This window comes from Porcibacter vitabionis (assembly GCF_046263795.1).
Classification (GTDB): Bacteria; Bacillota; Clostridia; order Lachnospirales; family Lachnospiraceae; genus Lachnocurva.
In genome coordinates, this window is the sequence record NZ_JBJYZD010000001.1 from 215,624 (window position 1) to 230,584 (window position 14,961).

Here is a 14,961-nt window from a genome sequence, read left to right on the forward strand (position 1 = left end):
ATCAGCCTTTCACTGCTCCAGCCATAACTCCTTCAATAATATACTTCTGTGCTGCCAGATAGAAAATAACGATCGGGATGATAGCCAGGAGCAGAGCAGCCATCATAGCGCCCCAGTTGATATTACCATGTGAGGTTGTCAAAAACTGAATTGCGATCGGGATGGTCTTGTAATCATTGACATCCAGTACCAGGGAAGGAAGGAGGTAGTCGTTCCAGATCCACATGGACTGCAGGATCGCAATGGTGATGGTGGTCGGCTTCATGATCGGGAAAACGACCTGGAAATAGGTCTGCAGAGGTGTACAGCCATCGATCATTGCTGCTTCCTCGATATCGATCGGCATGGATTTGATAAATCCGGTATACATAAATACGGAAAGGCCGGCACCAAATCCCAAATATACGATGGTGATTCCCCAAGGAGTATAGAGATGAAGCATGTTGGCAAACTTACTCAGAGTGAACATGACCATCTGGAAAGGTACGATCATGGAGAAGAGGCAAAGCAGATAGAAAAGCTTTGTGAACTTCGTATGCACTCTGGTGATGAAGTATGCACACATGGAACAGCAGACCAAAATCAGAGCCACTGATACAACCGTGATGATCACCGAATAAATGAATGCATGCCAGAAATCCGTCTGCTCAATGGCATTCCTCATGTTGATGAGGAACATGGCCTCACCTGAGGATTTGCTCTTGGTTGCCAGGGGAAGATTCTTTGCCCACTCGGCGAATCCGGTCTTAAAGATCGACTCGGTACTGAGTCCGAAAGGATTGTTGAAAATATAGACCTGACTCTTAAATGCATTCAATACAACGGCAATGATCGGAAGGATCCAGACAATGCTTAAGATTGTGAAGATAACAGTCAGTACGTTCTGCCAGGGTTTATATTTCTTATATTTCTTTGTATTTGTCTGTGCTGCCATTACTGCTGTACCTCCTTCCTTGTAGTGAGCTTATTCTGAATGATAGAAATTACTGCAACAATGATAAAGAAGATGACTGCCTTTGCCTGTCCGACACCTTCCCAACCGGTCTTACCATAGAAAGTATTGTAAATGTTCAAAGCAAGGAGTTCGGACTGTCCGCCGGGCTTACCACCGGTCAATGCAAGGTTCTGATCGAAAAGTTTGAAGCCATTGGTCAGTGTCAGGAAAGTACATACCGTGATGGTCGGCATCAGCATCGGAAGGATGATGGACTTTAACATCTGCCAGCCGCTGCAGCCGTCGATCTTCGCAGCTTCAATGACATCGGTCGGGATGTTCTGCAGACCTGCGATGTAGATGATCATCATATATCCGATCTGCTGCCAGCTGACGACAATCACCAGACCCCAGAAAGCAGTTCCGGAGGTGGATACAATGGTCTTCGAATATCTCTGCAGAACAGAGTTGAAGATCATTAACCAAATGTAGGAAAGTACAATTCCGCCGATCAGGTTGGGAAGGAAAAATGCTGTACGGAAAAGATTGGTTCCACGGATTCCCTTGGTCAGTGCAAATGCAATAGCAAAGGCGACAACATTGATAATCAGCATGGTAACAACGGTGAATGCGACTGTATACCAAAGACTGTGCATAAAGGACGGATCATATTTCCCGTTTACGAAGAGGATCTTCTTATAGTTTTCCAGTCCGATCCACTTGAAATCTACTACAGTTGTAAACTTGCAGAAGGAAAGGAACAATCCATAAAGGAAAGGTACCAAAAATCCAATTGCAAAGGCAACCATGGTAGGAATCATAAAGACAGGAAAATATTTTTTGATTGCTTTTTCCATATTTTTATTCCTTTTTTTGTTAATCCCGTTGACAATGAAAAGATTCCTAACAGAATCCGTCCGGTCTCATCTTGCCAGTAAAAAAGGAGGAGAAGCTTGGCCTCCCCCTCCCTTGTTTTTGGGTATCCTTACCGCACGAGCTTGGATACCCCTTATCCAGTTACTCTGTGAGTTACCTATATCAGACTGCAGAATCTGCAGTTTCTAGTGCCTTGATTAGTTGGCATGAGCCAGCTTCCACTGCTCGGACCAGCCATTTACGAAAGCAGTCTTAACGGCATCCCAGTCGCCGGATCCATTGGTATAAGCAGTCAGAGCGGTTACAAAGCCCTTTCTCCAATCATCTACGTTCGGTGTAGCATTGAATGCCCACTGAATATTGGTCTTACCATCTGCAACATACTTGTTAGCTGCCTTCAGGAAAGGATTGGAGCTCTCATAGTCACCGGTCATGGTATCATAAGGTGCTGCCAGACCAAGCTTGTTCATAGCTGCCTTACCTTCGTCATCGGTGATCAGCCAGTTGATGAAGTCGATGGAAGCTTTCTGATCTGCTTCAGAAGCCTTGGCATTTACTGCCCAGCAGTTCTCAGTACCGGAGCAAAGGCCCTGATTTGCATCATCAACACCGAAGTAGATCGGCATCATGGAAACATCGGATTCCTTCAGAGTATAACCATTCTCATCAGCCTTGGTGATCAGAGGATCATATTCCCAGGAACCATTCTGATAGAATACAGCCTGGCCGGTACCGAACTCAGACTCAGCATTGTAAGAACCGGAATCCAGTGTCTTTACATCAGCTGCAGAATCCTTTACATAGGCATCCCAGATGGTCTTGTAGTTATCCAGGTACTTGCCTGTTACAGTATCCTGACCTGCAGTAATATCGGAAAGGCCTGCATCCTTGAACTCATAGTAGAGAGGAAGGTTTACAAGATGTCCGGAGAATCTCCAGGAAGAACCGTCATCCAGGCCTGCGCTTGCAAAAGCTTCGGTCAGGTTTTCGCATCCCGGCTGCTTCTTCAGTTCATCGACACGCTTCTGGATATCATCCGCAACCTTAATCAGTGTAGCCTGATCCTTGATATCATCAACAGAAGAAACAACTGCATTCGGGAGCTTTGTGTAAGCAGTAAGAATGGTCTTGTTGTAGATCAGACCGAAGGTCTCGAATGTATTCGGGATAGCTGCGACCTTGTCATTGTACTTAATGGCAAGAGTCTGATCGGACAGATGCTTGTAAGCTTCTGTTGTAGAAAGATCCAGTGTGTACTTATCCCAAGTCTTTGCTGCTGTTGCATTTCCGATGTTGAAGATGGTCGGTGCATTCTTCTTAGCCATCTCAGACTTCATAGTGCTGTCGTACTTTCCGCTTGCTGCGGTAAGGACCTTGACCTCTACACCCTTCTCCTTAGTATACTGCTTTGCAACCTTCTGCCAGTCGCTGTCGTTCTCAGGTTTGAAGTTTAAGAGATAAACCGAACCGGAACCCTTCTTAGAAGAAGTTTTAGATCCTGTGGATCCGCATCCTGCAAGAGTTGTTAAGGCCATGGCAGTCAAAAGAACGCCACTAATAAGCTGCTTTTTCATAAATACCCTCCAATCATGAAAACCGCTTGTTTTAAGAATTCCCGTTTCTTTTTACTCGGGAACGTTTCCTATGTCTGCATAGTATCACCCATTGGTAACGTTTTCAATTCTTTTTTTGGCGCCGGGAACGATTTCGTGAAATCATTACAAATTTGAGCCCTGTTTTTTGTACAAAAATAACCCGACATCGAATGCAAACGATGCCGGGCTGTAAAGTTTTGACAAATATGAAATTATTCTTTTAGGCATTCTGACAGATTGCAGTAATTCATTCCCGGGAAGATCAGAGGGAACGTTTTCCAAAACGGATCTCTTTTGCTCGAAGAAATCGTTCATTTTTTCTCTGTTACAGGATCTCCCTCCGAAAAACTTATGTCTCTTCCTCACTGTTCTCATCCTTTGTACTGTTCTCATCTTTTGGAATCATCTTTTGAAAGACCCTTTCGATGATCTTCACATTGATCCAGCAGATGACAGCAGGAAGAATGACCACAAGGGCAGGTAAGACCCGCATGACCAGCACATAAGCTAAAACCAGGACCAGCATCAGAAGCAGACTCCAGCCGAAATTTCCAAGCATTAAAAGAAGTCCGTTTTTCAGACAGTGCATACTGCTGTCGACAAAGCGGGAGACGTAGGCATAGGTATATTCCTCCCAGACGATCACCATCAGAAGAAAGATCATATTCAGGTAGTATAGGATCGGAAAGATACCGCCCTGCTTCATGCCCAGACTGATGATCAGCTGGTCGATAAACATAACAGCAAAGATCACAAGATGAAAGACCCAGGCAGGTGTCGCTACACGAAAGTTGGATTTAAAAGAGTTGAAGAAAGTCCTCCAGAGATAGCCTCTCTCTTCATCCAGGACCCTCCGGACCGTATCATAGAGAGCTGCCGAGGCAGCTCCCGCCGTGACGATTGGAATACTGAAAACGATCCAGAAAAGGGTCACAAGAAATACATCGATCAGGTTCGAAAGAAAGTTCTGTAAGGGTCCGTCATATGCAAAAAAGCCTTTTATATTCACAAAAATCTCCTAAAATCTTTCTATCTGATAGCAGAACTTAAAATCCTCCCCTCAGCGGATATTTATCCGTCAGGGTCTTAATGATCCCCTTTGCACCTTCGATTCCATCAGCACCCTGATTTACAACCATGGCAATGGCCTCTGCCACCTGATCGAAGTCTTCGGTATTCAAGCCTCTCGTTGTTGCAGCCGGTGTTCCAAGACGGATACCGGATGTTACGAAGGGGCTCTTCGGATCGTTCGGGATCGTATTCTTATTCGCGGTGATATTGGCCTCTTCCAGGAGTTTCTCCACTTCTTTTCCGGTCTTTTCCTGAGGCGTCAGATCGATCAGGAGAAGATGGTTGTCCGTACCGCCGGAGACTACTTTCACGCCGCGCTCCATCAATCCTCTCGCCAGAGCCTTGGCATTGTCAATAATATTCTCTGCATAAACTTTGAACTCCGGCTGCAGGGCTTCTTTGAAGCAGACTGCCTTACCTGCGATCACATGCATCAGAGGACCGCCCTGAACGCCGGGGAAGACAGCCTTGTTAAAGTTATACTTCTCATTGCAGGCAGCGGTTGCCATGATCATTCCGCCTCTTGGACCACGCAAAGTCTTATGTGTTGTCGTTGTTACGACATCGGCATAAGGAACCGGACTTTCGTGGAGTCCTGCGGCTACAAGGCCTGCTATATGGGCCATATCCACCATAAGAACTGCTCCGACATCGTCTGCGATCTCCCGGAACTTCTTGAAATCAATGGCGCGGGCATAGGCAGATGCGCCGGCAATGATCAACTTTGGTTTACATTTCTCTGCGATGGCACGAACGACGTCATAATCGATATAACCATTATCATCGACGCCGTAAGGCACACAGTTGAAGTACTTTCCGGAGAAATTGACCGGCGAACCGTGTGTCAGATGGCCGCCCTGGTCCAGAGCCATGCCCATGAAAGTATCACCGGGCTCTAGGATCGCCATCTCAACTGCCATATTGGCCTGAGCGCCGGAATGAGGCTGGACATTGACATACTCACAGCCGAAGAGTTCTCTGGCCCGCTCTCTTGCCAGATTTTCTACGATATCGACATCTTCGCAGCCGCCGTAATAACGCTTTCCCGGATATCCTTCTGCATATTTGTTGGTCAAAATGGAGCCCATGGCCGACATTACCGCCGGGCTGACCCAGTTTTCCGAAGCAATCAATTCAATATGGCTGGACTGACGGTCAAACTCCTTCCGGATGGCATCTGCGATCTCAGGATCTTCCTGTTGAATATCAAGAAATGTGTACATGGCAGTTCCTCTCTTTCTCTTTTCTTCTTTTTCTCCTGTTCGCACAAGAACGTTTTCCTTATTATACTTTTTCAAATGGAAATTGTACACCGGTCTGAATGCGAATATGATCCATAAGTTCCATCATCCGGATCGTGTCTCTGTGGCTCATGGACGGGCATTCCAGTTCGCCCTCTTCCACTGCCTGAATCATTTCCCTCACCTCATACTCATATCCTGAGATCTGCTCGGGCGCATCAATCGTCTTGGAAATCTGACGGGACAGATCATATACACTGACCTGCGTCGGATGATTGATGTTATCCACAACGAGATAACCTTCATCCCCATGAATGATGCCCTGGCGATCCGAAATAGCCCTGGTTCCGCAGAGCAGAGTCGCCATCTTCCCATCCGGATAGCGGAGTGTGATGCTGTCGCTCTCATCCACACCGGTCTCTCCGATCACTGCCTGGGCCTGAACTTGAGAAGGCTGACCGAAGAAGATATCTGCGAAATTTAAAGTATAGACACCGACATCCAGGAGGGCTCCTCCGGCCAGAGCGGGATCATGGATCCTTTCATTCTGCCAGATATTATAAGAGAGATTCGCCGTCAGTGTCCGGGGCTCCCCGATCTGACCTTCTTCTATGATCTTTTTGATGGTTTGATTGAAGGGCATATAGCGGGTCCAGATGGCTTCCGTCACCGGGATATCCTTCAATTTGGACAGAGTCAGGATTCTTCGGGCCTGGTCTGCATTTGCCGTAAAGGCTTTCTCACAGAGAATGGCCTTGCCGAATTTCAGGCAAAGAAGCATATGTTCATAGTGATGAGAGTGCGGTGTCGCAATATAGACCAGATCCAGACCACTGTCCTCAAGCATATTGGCATAACCTGCATAGGCTTTGTGGATCTGGAAGCGGGCCGCAAACGCCCTTGCCTTATCAATGTCTCTGGATGCAACCGCATAGAGAGTTACATCTTCTCCCTGTAAATGCATCTTTTGGATCGTCTCTGCCATGGTCGCTGCAATATGTCCGGCTCCAAGAATTCCAATATTCATATGATCCCCTTTCTAAGGACTCTCTGATCTAAAATATCCGATAAAAAAACAGACGGGGCGCCTGACTGAAATGAAGCGTCCCGTCCTTATTATGATGTCTTATTTTGCGAAAGCCGTATTTTTCTTATTCTTCCCGGCTTTCTTCCCCTGATTCTCCTTCTTCGATGCCTCCGTATTTCTGGCACTCATAAGATACCAGAGTTCCGTAGCCAGACAGATGGAAGAATAGGTACCGCTGATCAGTCCGATCATAAGAGGGAAGGCAAATGCGCGGATCGCGGACACACCGAGGATCTCCAGCATGATGACCATAACGATCGTCGTAAAGGAGGTCGACAGGGACCGGGTCAGGGTTTCTGTGATCGACCGGTCACAGAGTTCCTTCAAAGTCTCCCTGTTTCTCTTCTCCTTCTGCAGATTGGTCAGATTCTCACGGATACGGTCAAAGACAACGATGGTATCATTAATGGAATATCCGATGATAGTCAGGATACATGCAATGAAGGTTGAGCCGACACTCAGTCTTGCCAGTGCATAGACTGCCAAAGTAACAAGAACATCATGTGCCAGTGCGATCACAGCCGAGGATCCGAAGCGGATATCGCGGAAACGGAACCAGATATAAACCAGCATCAGAAGAACCGCAACGATAACTGCGATCAGAGAAGTCCGCCGCATCTCACCGGAAATGGTGGAGCTGATATTTTCATTCTGAATGGCGGATTCCTTAATTCCAAGATTCTTCTTCAGGGAAGCATTCACGGCTTCTCTTTCTTTCAGAGTCAAAGTTCTGGTCTTAATGATCACGGCCTTGTCCGAATTCACAACCGTAGCCTGTACATCCGAATCTCCGGTGACTTTCTCAAAGAGAGGAACGATCTCCTTCTCAGCCTTTGACAAGGTGTACTGTTTCTTGGTTGCAATGGTGGTAGAAGTACCGCCGGAGAACTCCAGACTGTAATTCAAGGCCTTTCCGGTCTTAGCCTTATAGACTCCCATACCGACAAAGCCGGCAATGATCACTGCCAGAGAAACACTAAAGAAAACAGCTCTCTTCTCCACAAATTTGAGACTGGGCTTTTCCAGTTTCTTCCCATAGAATTTCTCATCCCGGATACCGATAGCATAGAAAGCGCGAATCAGGGTACGGGAAATAAAGAAGGCTGTAAAAAGGGAGAGCACAACACCGATTGCCAGTGTTACGGCAAAGCCCCGAACCGTACCGGTACCGATCAGTCCAAGAACTGCTGCTGCAATCAGCGTTGTCATATTTCCATCGATGATCGCGGACAAGGCTTTATGGAAACCTGCTTCAATGGCAGATGCCACGGTATGCTCCAGACCGATCTCTTCCTTGATTCTGGCGAAAATAATGGAGTTGGCATCGACTGCCATACCGATGGACAGGATAATACCTGCAATACCCGGCAGGGTCAATGTGATGGTGAACTGGTCCAGGATCCCGATCATAAGCTCTGTATAGAGAAGCAGAGCCAGGGATGCTCCAAGTCCCAGGATCCGATAGGCAAGGATCATAAAGAGGAAAATGATCAAAATACCGATAAAGGCTGCAATCAGGGAAGTTTTTAAAGCATTGCCGCCAAGCTGTGCAGATACGATCTGAGACTGGACTTCTTTCAGATTGATCTTCAGGCCACCAATCCGGATATAAGATGCCAGCTGATTGGCTTCATCAATACTGGACATTCCGGTGATCTGACAGTTTCCGTTGGTAATAGCCGCCTGAACGGTAGGAACGGAAACGAAACGGCCGTCATAGTAGATACCAATGGTCTGGCCATTCTTATAAGCTTCCGTTGTTGCATCGCCAAAAGCCTTGGTACCTTTTTTATTTAAGGAAACTTCGACGATGGGGCTCTGATTTCCGGTCGTCTGATCCTGGGTATAACCGGCTTTTGCGGTCTTTACCTCAGTACCGGTCAGAACAATACTGCCTTCCTTTTGCAGAGATTCGATGGTCTTTCCTTCCGCAAGCTTATACTCACCGGAAGTCTGATCATAGTTATAGTTGTTATTGCCGCTGGCATCCGTTTGCTTAATGAAATAGAGATTACCGGGCGTTCCCAGTTCCTCCAGGATGGCATTGGCGTCCGATACACCGGGAATTTCGACCGTGATCCGGTTATCCCCGACCTGGTATACATTTGCCTCTGTCGTAGATGCCTTGTCAGAAAGGTCATGCTCGATACGGGACTGGAGTTTCTGAATGGTGTCCTCCATGTCCTGCTTACTCGGATGTTCCTTGTCCGCTTGGTATGTGATCGACACACCGCCGGCCAGATCCAGGCCGAGTTTCAAGCCCTTCTTATTCCCCTTGATGGTATTCTTTATCACCCCAAAAGAATACCAGCCCAGGAAAACAATGATTGCGGCAATCAAGACCAAGGCCAGAATGCCGGTCTTCTTTTTCATACGTTTCATTGTGTGTTCCCCTCCCCTGTTTCTTCTCCTGCATCGATTTCTGCTTCTGCAGCCTTGATCATAATGGCACATTCGATCCGCTTTCTCTGAAGCTCACAACCGATCTTATACTGACCCTTGATATCACCGGTAAAATTATAGGCATTGGCCTGACAGCCGCCGCTGCAATAGAAGCGTGCGAAGCAGTCCCGGCAGGCCGGCTTGGCATAGACATTGCAGCACTTGAATTCATCCCGCAGAGCATCCGCCTTGACGCCCTCAAAGACATTGCCCATCAGGAATTTTTTGTCTCCGACGAACTGATGACAGGGATAGAGATCTCCGGTCGGCGTAACTGCCAGATATTCGGTTCCCGAACCACATCCGGACAGGCGCTTATAGACACAGGGACCGCCTTCGAGATCGATCATGAAATGGAAGAAATTGAATTCCTTATCGGTCTTATAGCGCTTCACCATTTCCTTAGCCAGCTTGTCATATTCCTCTAAAAGGATCGGTACATCTTCTTCCGTCAATGCATAGGGGGCATCCGGCGGAGCCACGACCGGTTCCACGGAGATCTGCTTGAAGCCTTCATCCGCTAATGCCAGTACATCCTTGGAGAAGTCCAGATTATAGTGGGTATAGGTTCCGCGAACGTAATACTTCTCCTGATTCCTGGATTCGGCAAATTTTTTGAACTTGGGCAGGATGATATCATAAGCGCTCTTCCCATTTCGGGTCGGACGCATCTTATCATTGACTTCCTTTCTGCCATCGATGGAAAGCACTACATTTCCCATCTCCTTGTTGCAGAAGTCCATGATCTCGTCATTTAAGAGAAGGCCGTTGGTGGTCAGGGTAAAACGGAACTTCTTGTTATGGGCCTCCTCCTGAGAACGGCCATATTCAACCAGACGCTTTACCACATCCCAGTTCATGGTCGGCTCACCGCCGAAGAAATCGACTTCCAGATTCCGGCGATTTCCGGAATTGGCAATCAAGAAGTCCAGAGCTTGTTTTCCGACCTCATAGGACATAAGCTCGGCCTTCCTGCCGTGGTACATGCCCTCTTCTGCAAAGCAGTATTTGCAGGAGAGATTACAGTCATGAGCAATATGCAGACAGAGAGCCTTTACTACATTGGGTCTCTTGGTAAAGTCCTCGATCTTATCCTTATAGATGTCATGGGTAAAGAGTGTCCCGTCATCGACGAGCCCGCTGACTTCGTCATAGGCTTCGAAAATGTCATTTTTGGAAACTTCAGGATATTTTTCCTGAAGGAGATCTGCGATTTCGCTTTTTTTATGATCGCTGTAAAGTGCGATCAGATCATAGGTCAGGTCATCGACCAGATGGATGGATCCGCTGTCGATATCCATGACGATATTATATCCATTGTTTTTGTACTGATGTATCACTGGTACAAAATCCCTTCTAAGTGTCTTTTTATGTCTTTTTTGGCTTTCCTTTCAAATCCATGAAAAAAGCCTATTTTTTCAACAAAAAAGGCCGCACAAGCCGTGCGGCCCTTGTCCGTATGCGATGGTTCGAAATGTAAAACCATCGGAGGTCAGTTCTTGTGCTCGCAGCTCTGATTACCAACGGTGCAGCTGGTCTTACATGCTGACTGGCAGGAAGTCTGGCACTCGCCGCATCCACCGGCCTTAACAGTGTTCTGAAGTCTCTTAGTGCTTAAAGTCTTCACATGCTTCATGATGATTCTCCCTTCTCTCGCGTCAGCGCCGGGGCCTCCCTCAGCGTTTGCACGGAATGATTGATGATTCGTTTTACATCCGAATGTCTCCGAACATAAATCAATGTGATTATATCACAAGTCAAAATGGACTGACAAGAAATTATTCTACCGATACCCTGGCATGATCCACGCAGAAATCGCAGGCCTTCTGGCATACATACATTTTCTTTAAATAGGCTTCTCCGGACTTGGAATCCGGGGCGATCAGCTGATAGAGATCATCTTTACTTTTCAGGCTGTTATTGTCCATCAGATTGTCCACAAATTTCTTATAGCCCTTCTTGTCAAGCTTAATTCCTTCTTTATCAGCCACAGCCTCCAAAACCAGCTCTGTCTCAAGATTCTTTTTCAGGCTCTGTTTTACCTTGGACTCGAAGTCTTTCACGGTCATATTGTTCTTCTTCAGATAGTCCTTCAAGCTTGCTCCGTTTGTATACTGGTCAGTAAAACGGTCCTCATACTCCTTCAAGCGCATGGATAAGAGATCCTTCGGGAACTTGATCTTCGAACCCTGGATCAGCTGATCCGTCACGGCATCTCTGGTATCGCTCTTCTTTTTTTCCAAAGCTTTGGTCTTAGCGCTTTCCTTCAAAGCATCCACCGAATCCAGGTTGAACTTGCTCTTCACATAGTCATCTGTCAGGCTGTTCATATCCACCTTCTTACAGATATAGTTTACTGTGAAAGTGAAGACCACAGCCTTGCCGGCCAGATCTGTACTGGAATAATTCTCAGGGAAGGTCACCGGGCAGTCGACCGTTGTGCCGACCTTCGCCCCAACCAGACCGGACGTAAAGCCATCGATATAGGAAGAACCGCTTCCTGCCTGGCAGTTATTCTTGACATCAATCGTCTGATCCTGTGCGGAGCCGCCGTCGAAAGCCGTTCCATCCAGCTTTCCGACATAGTCCACATTGACAATCGAATCCTCTGCTACCGTCGTCTGACTCTCATCCTTGTCATATCCTCCGGCAGAATCCAGCATCTCTTGAAGGGCTGCCTCGGTGGAATAATCACCCGACAGGGTGACTTTCAGTTTCTTATAATTTTTATCCAAGGTCACATAGTCGGATACCTTATACTTAATATCCATACTGGTCTTCGGTTTTCCACAGGCTGCAAGAGACATCGCTGTGGCAAGGCAAAGCATCAGTGCCGTAAATTTCTTTCCTCTCATATGATTCTCCTTCTGTTTCATTTAACAGCAATTATTTAATATAAACCAATCCTTTCTATTCGTCAAAGCACCCGAAAAACTTTGATTGAAATAAAAGTCCTCTTTTGCTATCATATCTCTTGACTTTTAATTTGTATCGGAGGGTATCATGCCAACATTTTTAATTGTATTGCTTATTATTACGGCCGCCCTGGTCGCATTTACCATCTTCCTCTACTTCTTCGGCAAGAAAGCGGAAAAGAAGAGAGACGAGCAGGAGGCCCAGATCAAGGCCAGTGCTCAAAACGTCAGCATGCTGATCATTGACAAGAAGAAAGTCAAGCTGAAGGAATCCGGTCTCCCGGAAAATGTGATCGCAAGCACTCCCTGGTATGCCAGAAGAGCGAAAGTTCCCGTAGTCAAAGTCAAGGTTGGTCCCAAGGTCATGACCATGATCGCAGCCAATGAGATCTATGACGACATCCCGGTCAAGAAGGAAGTCAAAGCTTCGATCAGCGGTCTCTATATCAACAGTGTCCGCGGCCTGCATGGCAAGATCGAACATGCTTCCAAGAAGAAAAAAGGCGTTCGGGCAAAGCTTCTGGACCGCTACAACGAAATGAGAAAAAACAAATAATTCCACGAATAATTCCATTGAATCAATGGGATGAAAAAAGGGAGCTGGAAAAATGAGATCATCATTTTTTCCAGCTCCCTTTTTTTGATATCATCTGAATCAAGAATGCAATAGGAAGACTGACTAGATTCCAGCTCCCTTATCTACCTTATCGAAGGTGAAGGTCTCAAGGAACTTCTTCGCTCTCTCCGTCTTAGGATCCTCGAAGAAGTCGAAGGGGTTTCCCTCTTCGACGATATTCCCCTTATCGAGGAAGATGACGCGGTCGGCTACTGCCTTCGCAAAGTTCATCTCGTGGGTAACAATCACCATGGTTGATCCCTGCTTTGCAAGTTCGAGGATAACATCGAGAACCTCACGAACCATCTCAGGATCAAGAGCTGCAGTGACCTCATCGAAGAGAAGGACTTCCGGATGCATCGCAAGCGCACGTACGATTGCTACACGCTGCTTCTGTCCACCGGAGAGCTGACGAGGATAAGCATCCTTCTTGTCTATAAGACCAACTCGTCTCAGAAGGTCTTCTGCTTCCTTCTCGGCTTCCTTCCTTGCCTTCTTCTGTACCAGAATCGGAGCCAGGGTGATGTTATCAAGAATGGACATATGAGGGAAGAGCTCATAGGACTGGAATACCATTCCAACCTTCTGACGAATCTCGGTAATATCCTTATTCTTCGCATCTACCTTCTTGTCACGATAAGAGATCTGTCCGTCCTGAATCGGCTCCAGGCCATTCATGGTGCGAAGAAGTGTGCTCTTACCGCATCCGGAGGGGCCGACAACTACCAGTACTTCTCCCTTATGAACCTGAAGAGAGAGGTCATTCAGAACTGTGTTATTGTCATACCGCTTTACGATATGATCTACATTTATAAGAACCTCTGACATTAGTTCCACTTCCTTTCCAAGAATTTGGCCAGCATACTGATGGGCCAGCATACGATGAAATATAGAACGAACACCGTAAGATAGATGCCAAACGCTGCATTCGGCGAACTCGAACGGTTTGCTTCGATAATCTGCTGACCTACTTTCAGGACTTCCACAACACCAATCATCATAACAAGAGATGTCGTCTTGATCATACGGGTGATCAGGTTGATGGCGTTCGGGATCAGACGACGGACGGTCTGTGGAATGACAATGCGGAAATAGACCTGTCGTTCCGTAAGTCCGAGTGCTGCACCACTTTCGTACTGATGCTTAGGAATGGAGATCAGAGCAGATCTTACCAGATCGCCCATCTCAGCAGTTCCCCAGAAACTGAAGACGAAGATGGATGCTGCTTCTGCATCTATATCGATGCCGAGAACTCTCGTCGCACCGAAGAAAGTGATGAAGAGCAGGACCATCTGTGGCATGACACGCACGATCTCGAGATAGATACGGGTCAGCACCTTAATGACGGGATTCTTCCTGGTCATCAGAGCACCCAGAAGAAGTCCGAGCACCATAGAGATGGCGATTGCGATCAAGCTGATACGCATGGATACCCAGAGTCCCTCTAAGAGGCGCTGCATGTTAATTCCTTTAAACAGTACTTCAAGCCCCAAATCCGGCATAGCGCATCCTCCTCTCTATGATGCTTCCGATGATGGACACCGGAAGAAGAATAATAAGATAGAAGATGACAAGCAGAGTCAGACTCTCAATGGTCTTATAGTAGAGACCGATCAGGTCCTTTGCAGTGAACATGAGATCCATCAGACTGATTGCTGAGAATACCGATGTCTCCTTCAGAAGGAAGATGATATTCGCAACAAAGGCCGGAACACTGGTCGAAACTGCCTGGGGCAGGATAATATAACGCATGACCTGTGCATGATTCATGCCAAGAGAGAGTGCACTCTCTGACTGGATCGGTTCAATGGACTCTAGTCCACTTCGAAAGACTTCTGCCATATAGGCTCCGCCTAAGAGGGCGAGGCCCAGCTCACCACATACCTCTGCACTGATAGGAACTCCCAGTTTGGGAAGACCATAGTACATGAAGAAAAGCTGCACAAGGAGCGGTGTATTGCGGAAGAGTTCGATATAGATTCCGGTAATCTGTTTCAATACCGGAACATTGAAGTGTCGAATCAGCGCTGTCACAAGACCAATCACGATAGAGAGCAGAATGCCCATCCATCCGATTCTAAGAGTCAGCCACATCGCCTTTGTAAATAAGGGCAGGTATTCCTGCATAGCCAATAGATCCATACGTACCTTTTTCTAGTTCTGATGCAACAACTTTTGCCTGAG

The 14,961-nt window shown here is 46.9% G+C and carries 14 protein-coding genes; 1 reads left to right on the forward strand and 13 read right to left on the reverse strand.

Annotated features, from left to right (window positions below; translation table 11 throughout):
- Nucleotide 1: 1 nt before the first annotated feature.
- From ACKX2L_RS01015 to ACKX2L_RS01060, 10 genes are all read right to left on the reverse strand, one after another.
- Nucleotides 2-934, reverse strand: coding sequence for a carbohydrate ABC transporter permease (locus tag ACKX2L_RS01015; protein ID WP_497552476.1), 933 nt, complete (start codon nucleotides 932-934; stop codon nucleotides 2-4).
- Nucleotides 934-1,791: a carbohydrate ABC transporter permease gene (locus ACKX2L_RS01020; protein WP_497552477.1), complete on the reverse strand. Its 858-nt coding sequence runs from the start codon at nucleotides 1,789-1,791 to the stop codon at nucleotides 934-936. Before ACKX2L_RS01020 ends, ACKX2L_RS01015 begins: the two co-directional genes overlap by 1 nt.
- A 216-nt stretch (nucleotides 1,792-2,007) precedes the next feature.
- Nucleotides 2,008-3,384, reverse strand: coding sequence for an ABC transporter substrate-binding protein (locus ACKX2L_RS01025; protein ID WP_497552478.1), 1,377 nt, complete (start codon nucleotides 3,382-3,384; stop codon nucleotides 2,008-2,010).
- A 370-nt stretch (nucleotides 3,385-3,754) separates the two neighbouring features.
- A complete protein-coding gene (locus ACKX2L_RS01030; RefSeq protein WP_497552479.1) occupies nucleotides 3,755-4,414 on the reverse strand; it encodes a YesL family protein in 660 nt (219 codons plus the stop codon).
- Nucleotides 4,415-4,451: 37 nt separating this feature from the next.
- Nucleotides 4,452-5,699 carry a serine hydroxymethyltransferase gene (gene glyA / locus ACKX2L_RS01035; RefSeq protein ID WP_497550770.1) on the reverse strand — a complete coding sequence of 416 codons (1,248 nt, stop codon included), beginning with the start codon at nucleotides 5,697-5,699 and terminating at the stop codon, nucleotides 4,452-4,454.
- A gap of 61 nt (nucleotides 5,700-5,760) precedes the next feature.
- A complete protein-coding gene (locus ACKX2L_RS01040) occupies nucleotides 5,761-6,744 on the reverse strand; it encodes a Gfo/Idh/MocA family protein (protein WP_497552480.1) in 984 nt (327 codons plus the stop codon).
- Between the two features lie 99 nt (nucleotides 6,745-6,843).
- On the reverse strand, nucleotides 6,844-9,177 hold the full coding sequence (gene secD / locus ACKX2L_RS01045; RefSeq protein ID WP_497552539.1) for a protein translocase subunit SecD: 2,334 nt from the start codon (nucleotides 9,175-9,177) through the stop codon (nucleotides 6,844-6,846).
- 5 nt (nucleotides 9,178-9,182) lie between these two features.
- Nucleotides 9,183-10,586, reverse strand: coding sequence for a thioether cross-link-forming SCIFF peptide maturase (gene scfB / locus ACKX2L_RS01050; RefSeq protein WP_497552481.1), 1,404 nt, complete (start codon nucleotides 10,584-10,586; stop codon nucleotides 9,183-9,185).
- Between the two features lie 152 nt (nucleotides 10,587-10,738).
- Nucleotides 10,739-10,882 carry a six-cysteine ranthipeptide SCIFF gene (gene scfA / locus ACKX2L_RS01055; RefSeq protein WP_497550878.1) on the reverse strand — a complete coding sequence of 48 codons (144 nt, stop codon included), beginning with the start codon at nucleotides 10,880-10,882 and terminating at the stop codon, nucleotides 10,739-10,741.
- A 142-nt stretch (nucleotides 10,883-11,024) separates the two neighbouring features.
- On the reverse strand, nucleotides 11,025-12,101 hold the full coding sequence (locus ACKX2L_RS01060) for an FKBP-type peptidyl-prolyl cis-trans isomerase (protein WP_497552482.1): 1,077 nt from the start codon (nucleotides 12,099-12,101) through the stop codon (nucleotides 11,025-11,027).
- Between the two features lie 148 nt (nucleotides 12,102-12,249).
- Between ACKX2L_RS01060 and ACKX2L_RS01065 the strand changes: the two genes are divergently transcribed.
- Nucleotides 12,250-12,717 carry a hypothetical protein gene (locus tag ACKX2L_RS01065; RefSeq protein WP_497552483.1) on the forward strand — a complete coding sequence of 156 codons (468 nt, stop codon included), beginning with the start codon at nucleotides 12,250-12,252 and terminating at the stop codon, nucleotides 12,715-12,717.
- Nucleotides 12,718-12,840: 123 nt separating this feature from the next.
- Here ACKX2L_RS01065 and ACKX2L_RS01070 read toward each other — a convergent pair whose 3' ends face one another.
- The 3 genes from ACKX2L_RS01070 to ACKX2L_RS01080 are packed head-to-tail and all read right to left on the reverse strand — an operon-like array spanning nucleotide 12,841 to nucleotide 14,919.
- Complete coding sequence (locus ACKX2L_RS01070) at nucleotides 12,841-13,605, reverse strand: amino acid ABC transporter ATP-binding protein (RefSeq protein ID WP_497552484.1); 765 nt, start codon at nucleotides 13,603-13,605, stop codon at nucleotides 12,841-12,843.
- Entirely contained in the window at nucleotides 13,605-14,279 is a 675-nt protein-coding gene (locus ACKX2L_RS01075; RefSeq protein WP_497552485.1) for an amino acid ABC transporter permease, read from the reverse strand. Before ACKX2L_RS01075 ends, ACKX2L_RS01070 begins: the two co-directional genes overlap by 1 nt.
- Nucleotides 14,260-14,919, reverse strand: coding sequence for an amino acid ABC transporter permease (locus tag ACKX2L_RS01080; RefSeq protein ID WP_497552486.1), 660 nt, complete (start codon nucleotides 14,917-14,919; stop codon nucleotides 14,260-14,262). The genes ACKX2L_RS01075 and ACKX2L_RS01080 overlap by 20 nt, the downstream gene beginning before the upstream one ends.
- Between the last annotated feature and the right edge of the window lie 42 nt (nucleotides 14,920-14,961).

What these genes read in the sequence shown, in the direction of transcription:
- ACKX2L_RS01080 (WP_497552486.1), bottom strand. Translation starts at nt 14,919, where the DNA reads ATGGATCTATTGGCTATGCAGGAATACCTGCCCTTATTTACAAAGGCG.
- glyA (WP_497550770.1), bottom strand. Translation starts at nt 5,699, where the DNA reads ATGTACACATTTCTTGATATTCAACAGGAAGATCCTGAGATCGCAGAT.
- scfA (WP_497550878.1), bottom strand. Translation starts at nt 10,882, where the DNA reads ATGAAGCATGTGAAGACTTTAAGCACTAAGAGACTTCAGAACACTGTT.
- ACKX2L_RS01015 (WP_497552476.1), bottom strand. Translation starts at nt 934, where the DNA reads ATGGCAGCACAGACAAATACAAAGAAATATAAGAAATATAAACCCTGG.
- ACKX2L_RS01060 (WP_497552482.1), bottom strand. Translation starts at nt 12,101, where the DNA reads ATGAGAGGAAAGAAATTTACGGCACTGATGCTTTGCCTTGCCACAGCG.
- ACKX2L_RS01070 (WP_497552484.1), bottom strand. Translation starts at nt 13,605, where the DNA reads ATGTCAGAGGTTCTTATAAATGTAGATCATATCGTAAAGCGGTATGAC.
- ACKX2L_RS01075 (WP_497552485.1), bottom strand. Translation starts at nt 14,279, where the DNA reads ATGCCGGATTTGGGGCTTGAAGTACTGTTTAAAGGAATTAACATGCAG.
- ACKX2L_RS01065 (WP_497552483.1), top strand. Translation starts at nt 12,250, where the DNA reads ATGCCAACATTTTTAATTGTATTGCTTATTATTACGGCCGCCCTGGTC.
- ACKX2L_RS01025 (WP_497552478.1), bottom strand. Translation starts at nt 3,384, where the DNA reads ATGAAAAAGCAGCTTATTAGTGGCGTTCTTTTGACTGCCATGGCCTTA.
- ACKX2L_RS01040 (WP_497552480.1), bottom strand. Translation starts at nt 6,744, where the DNA reads ATGAATATTGGAATTCTTGGAGCCGGACATATTGCAGCGACCATGGCA.
- ACKX2L_RS01020 (WP_497552477.1), bottom strand. Translation starts at nt 1,791, where the DNA reads ATGGAAAAAGCAATCAAAAAATATTTTCCTGTCTTTATGATTCCTACC.
- secD (WP_497552539.1), bottom strand. Translation starts at nt 9,177, where the DNA reads ATGAAAAAGAAGACCGGCATTCTGGCCTTGGTCTTGATTGCCGCAATC.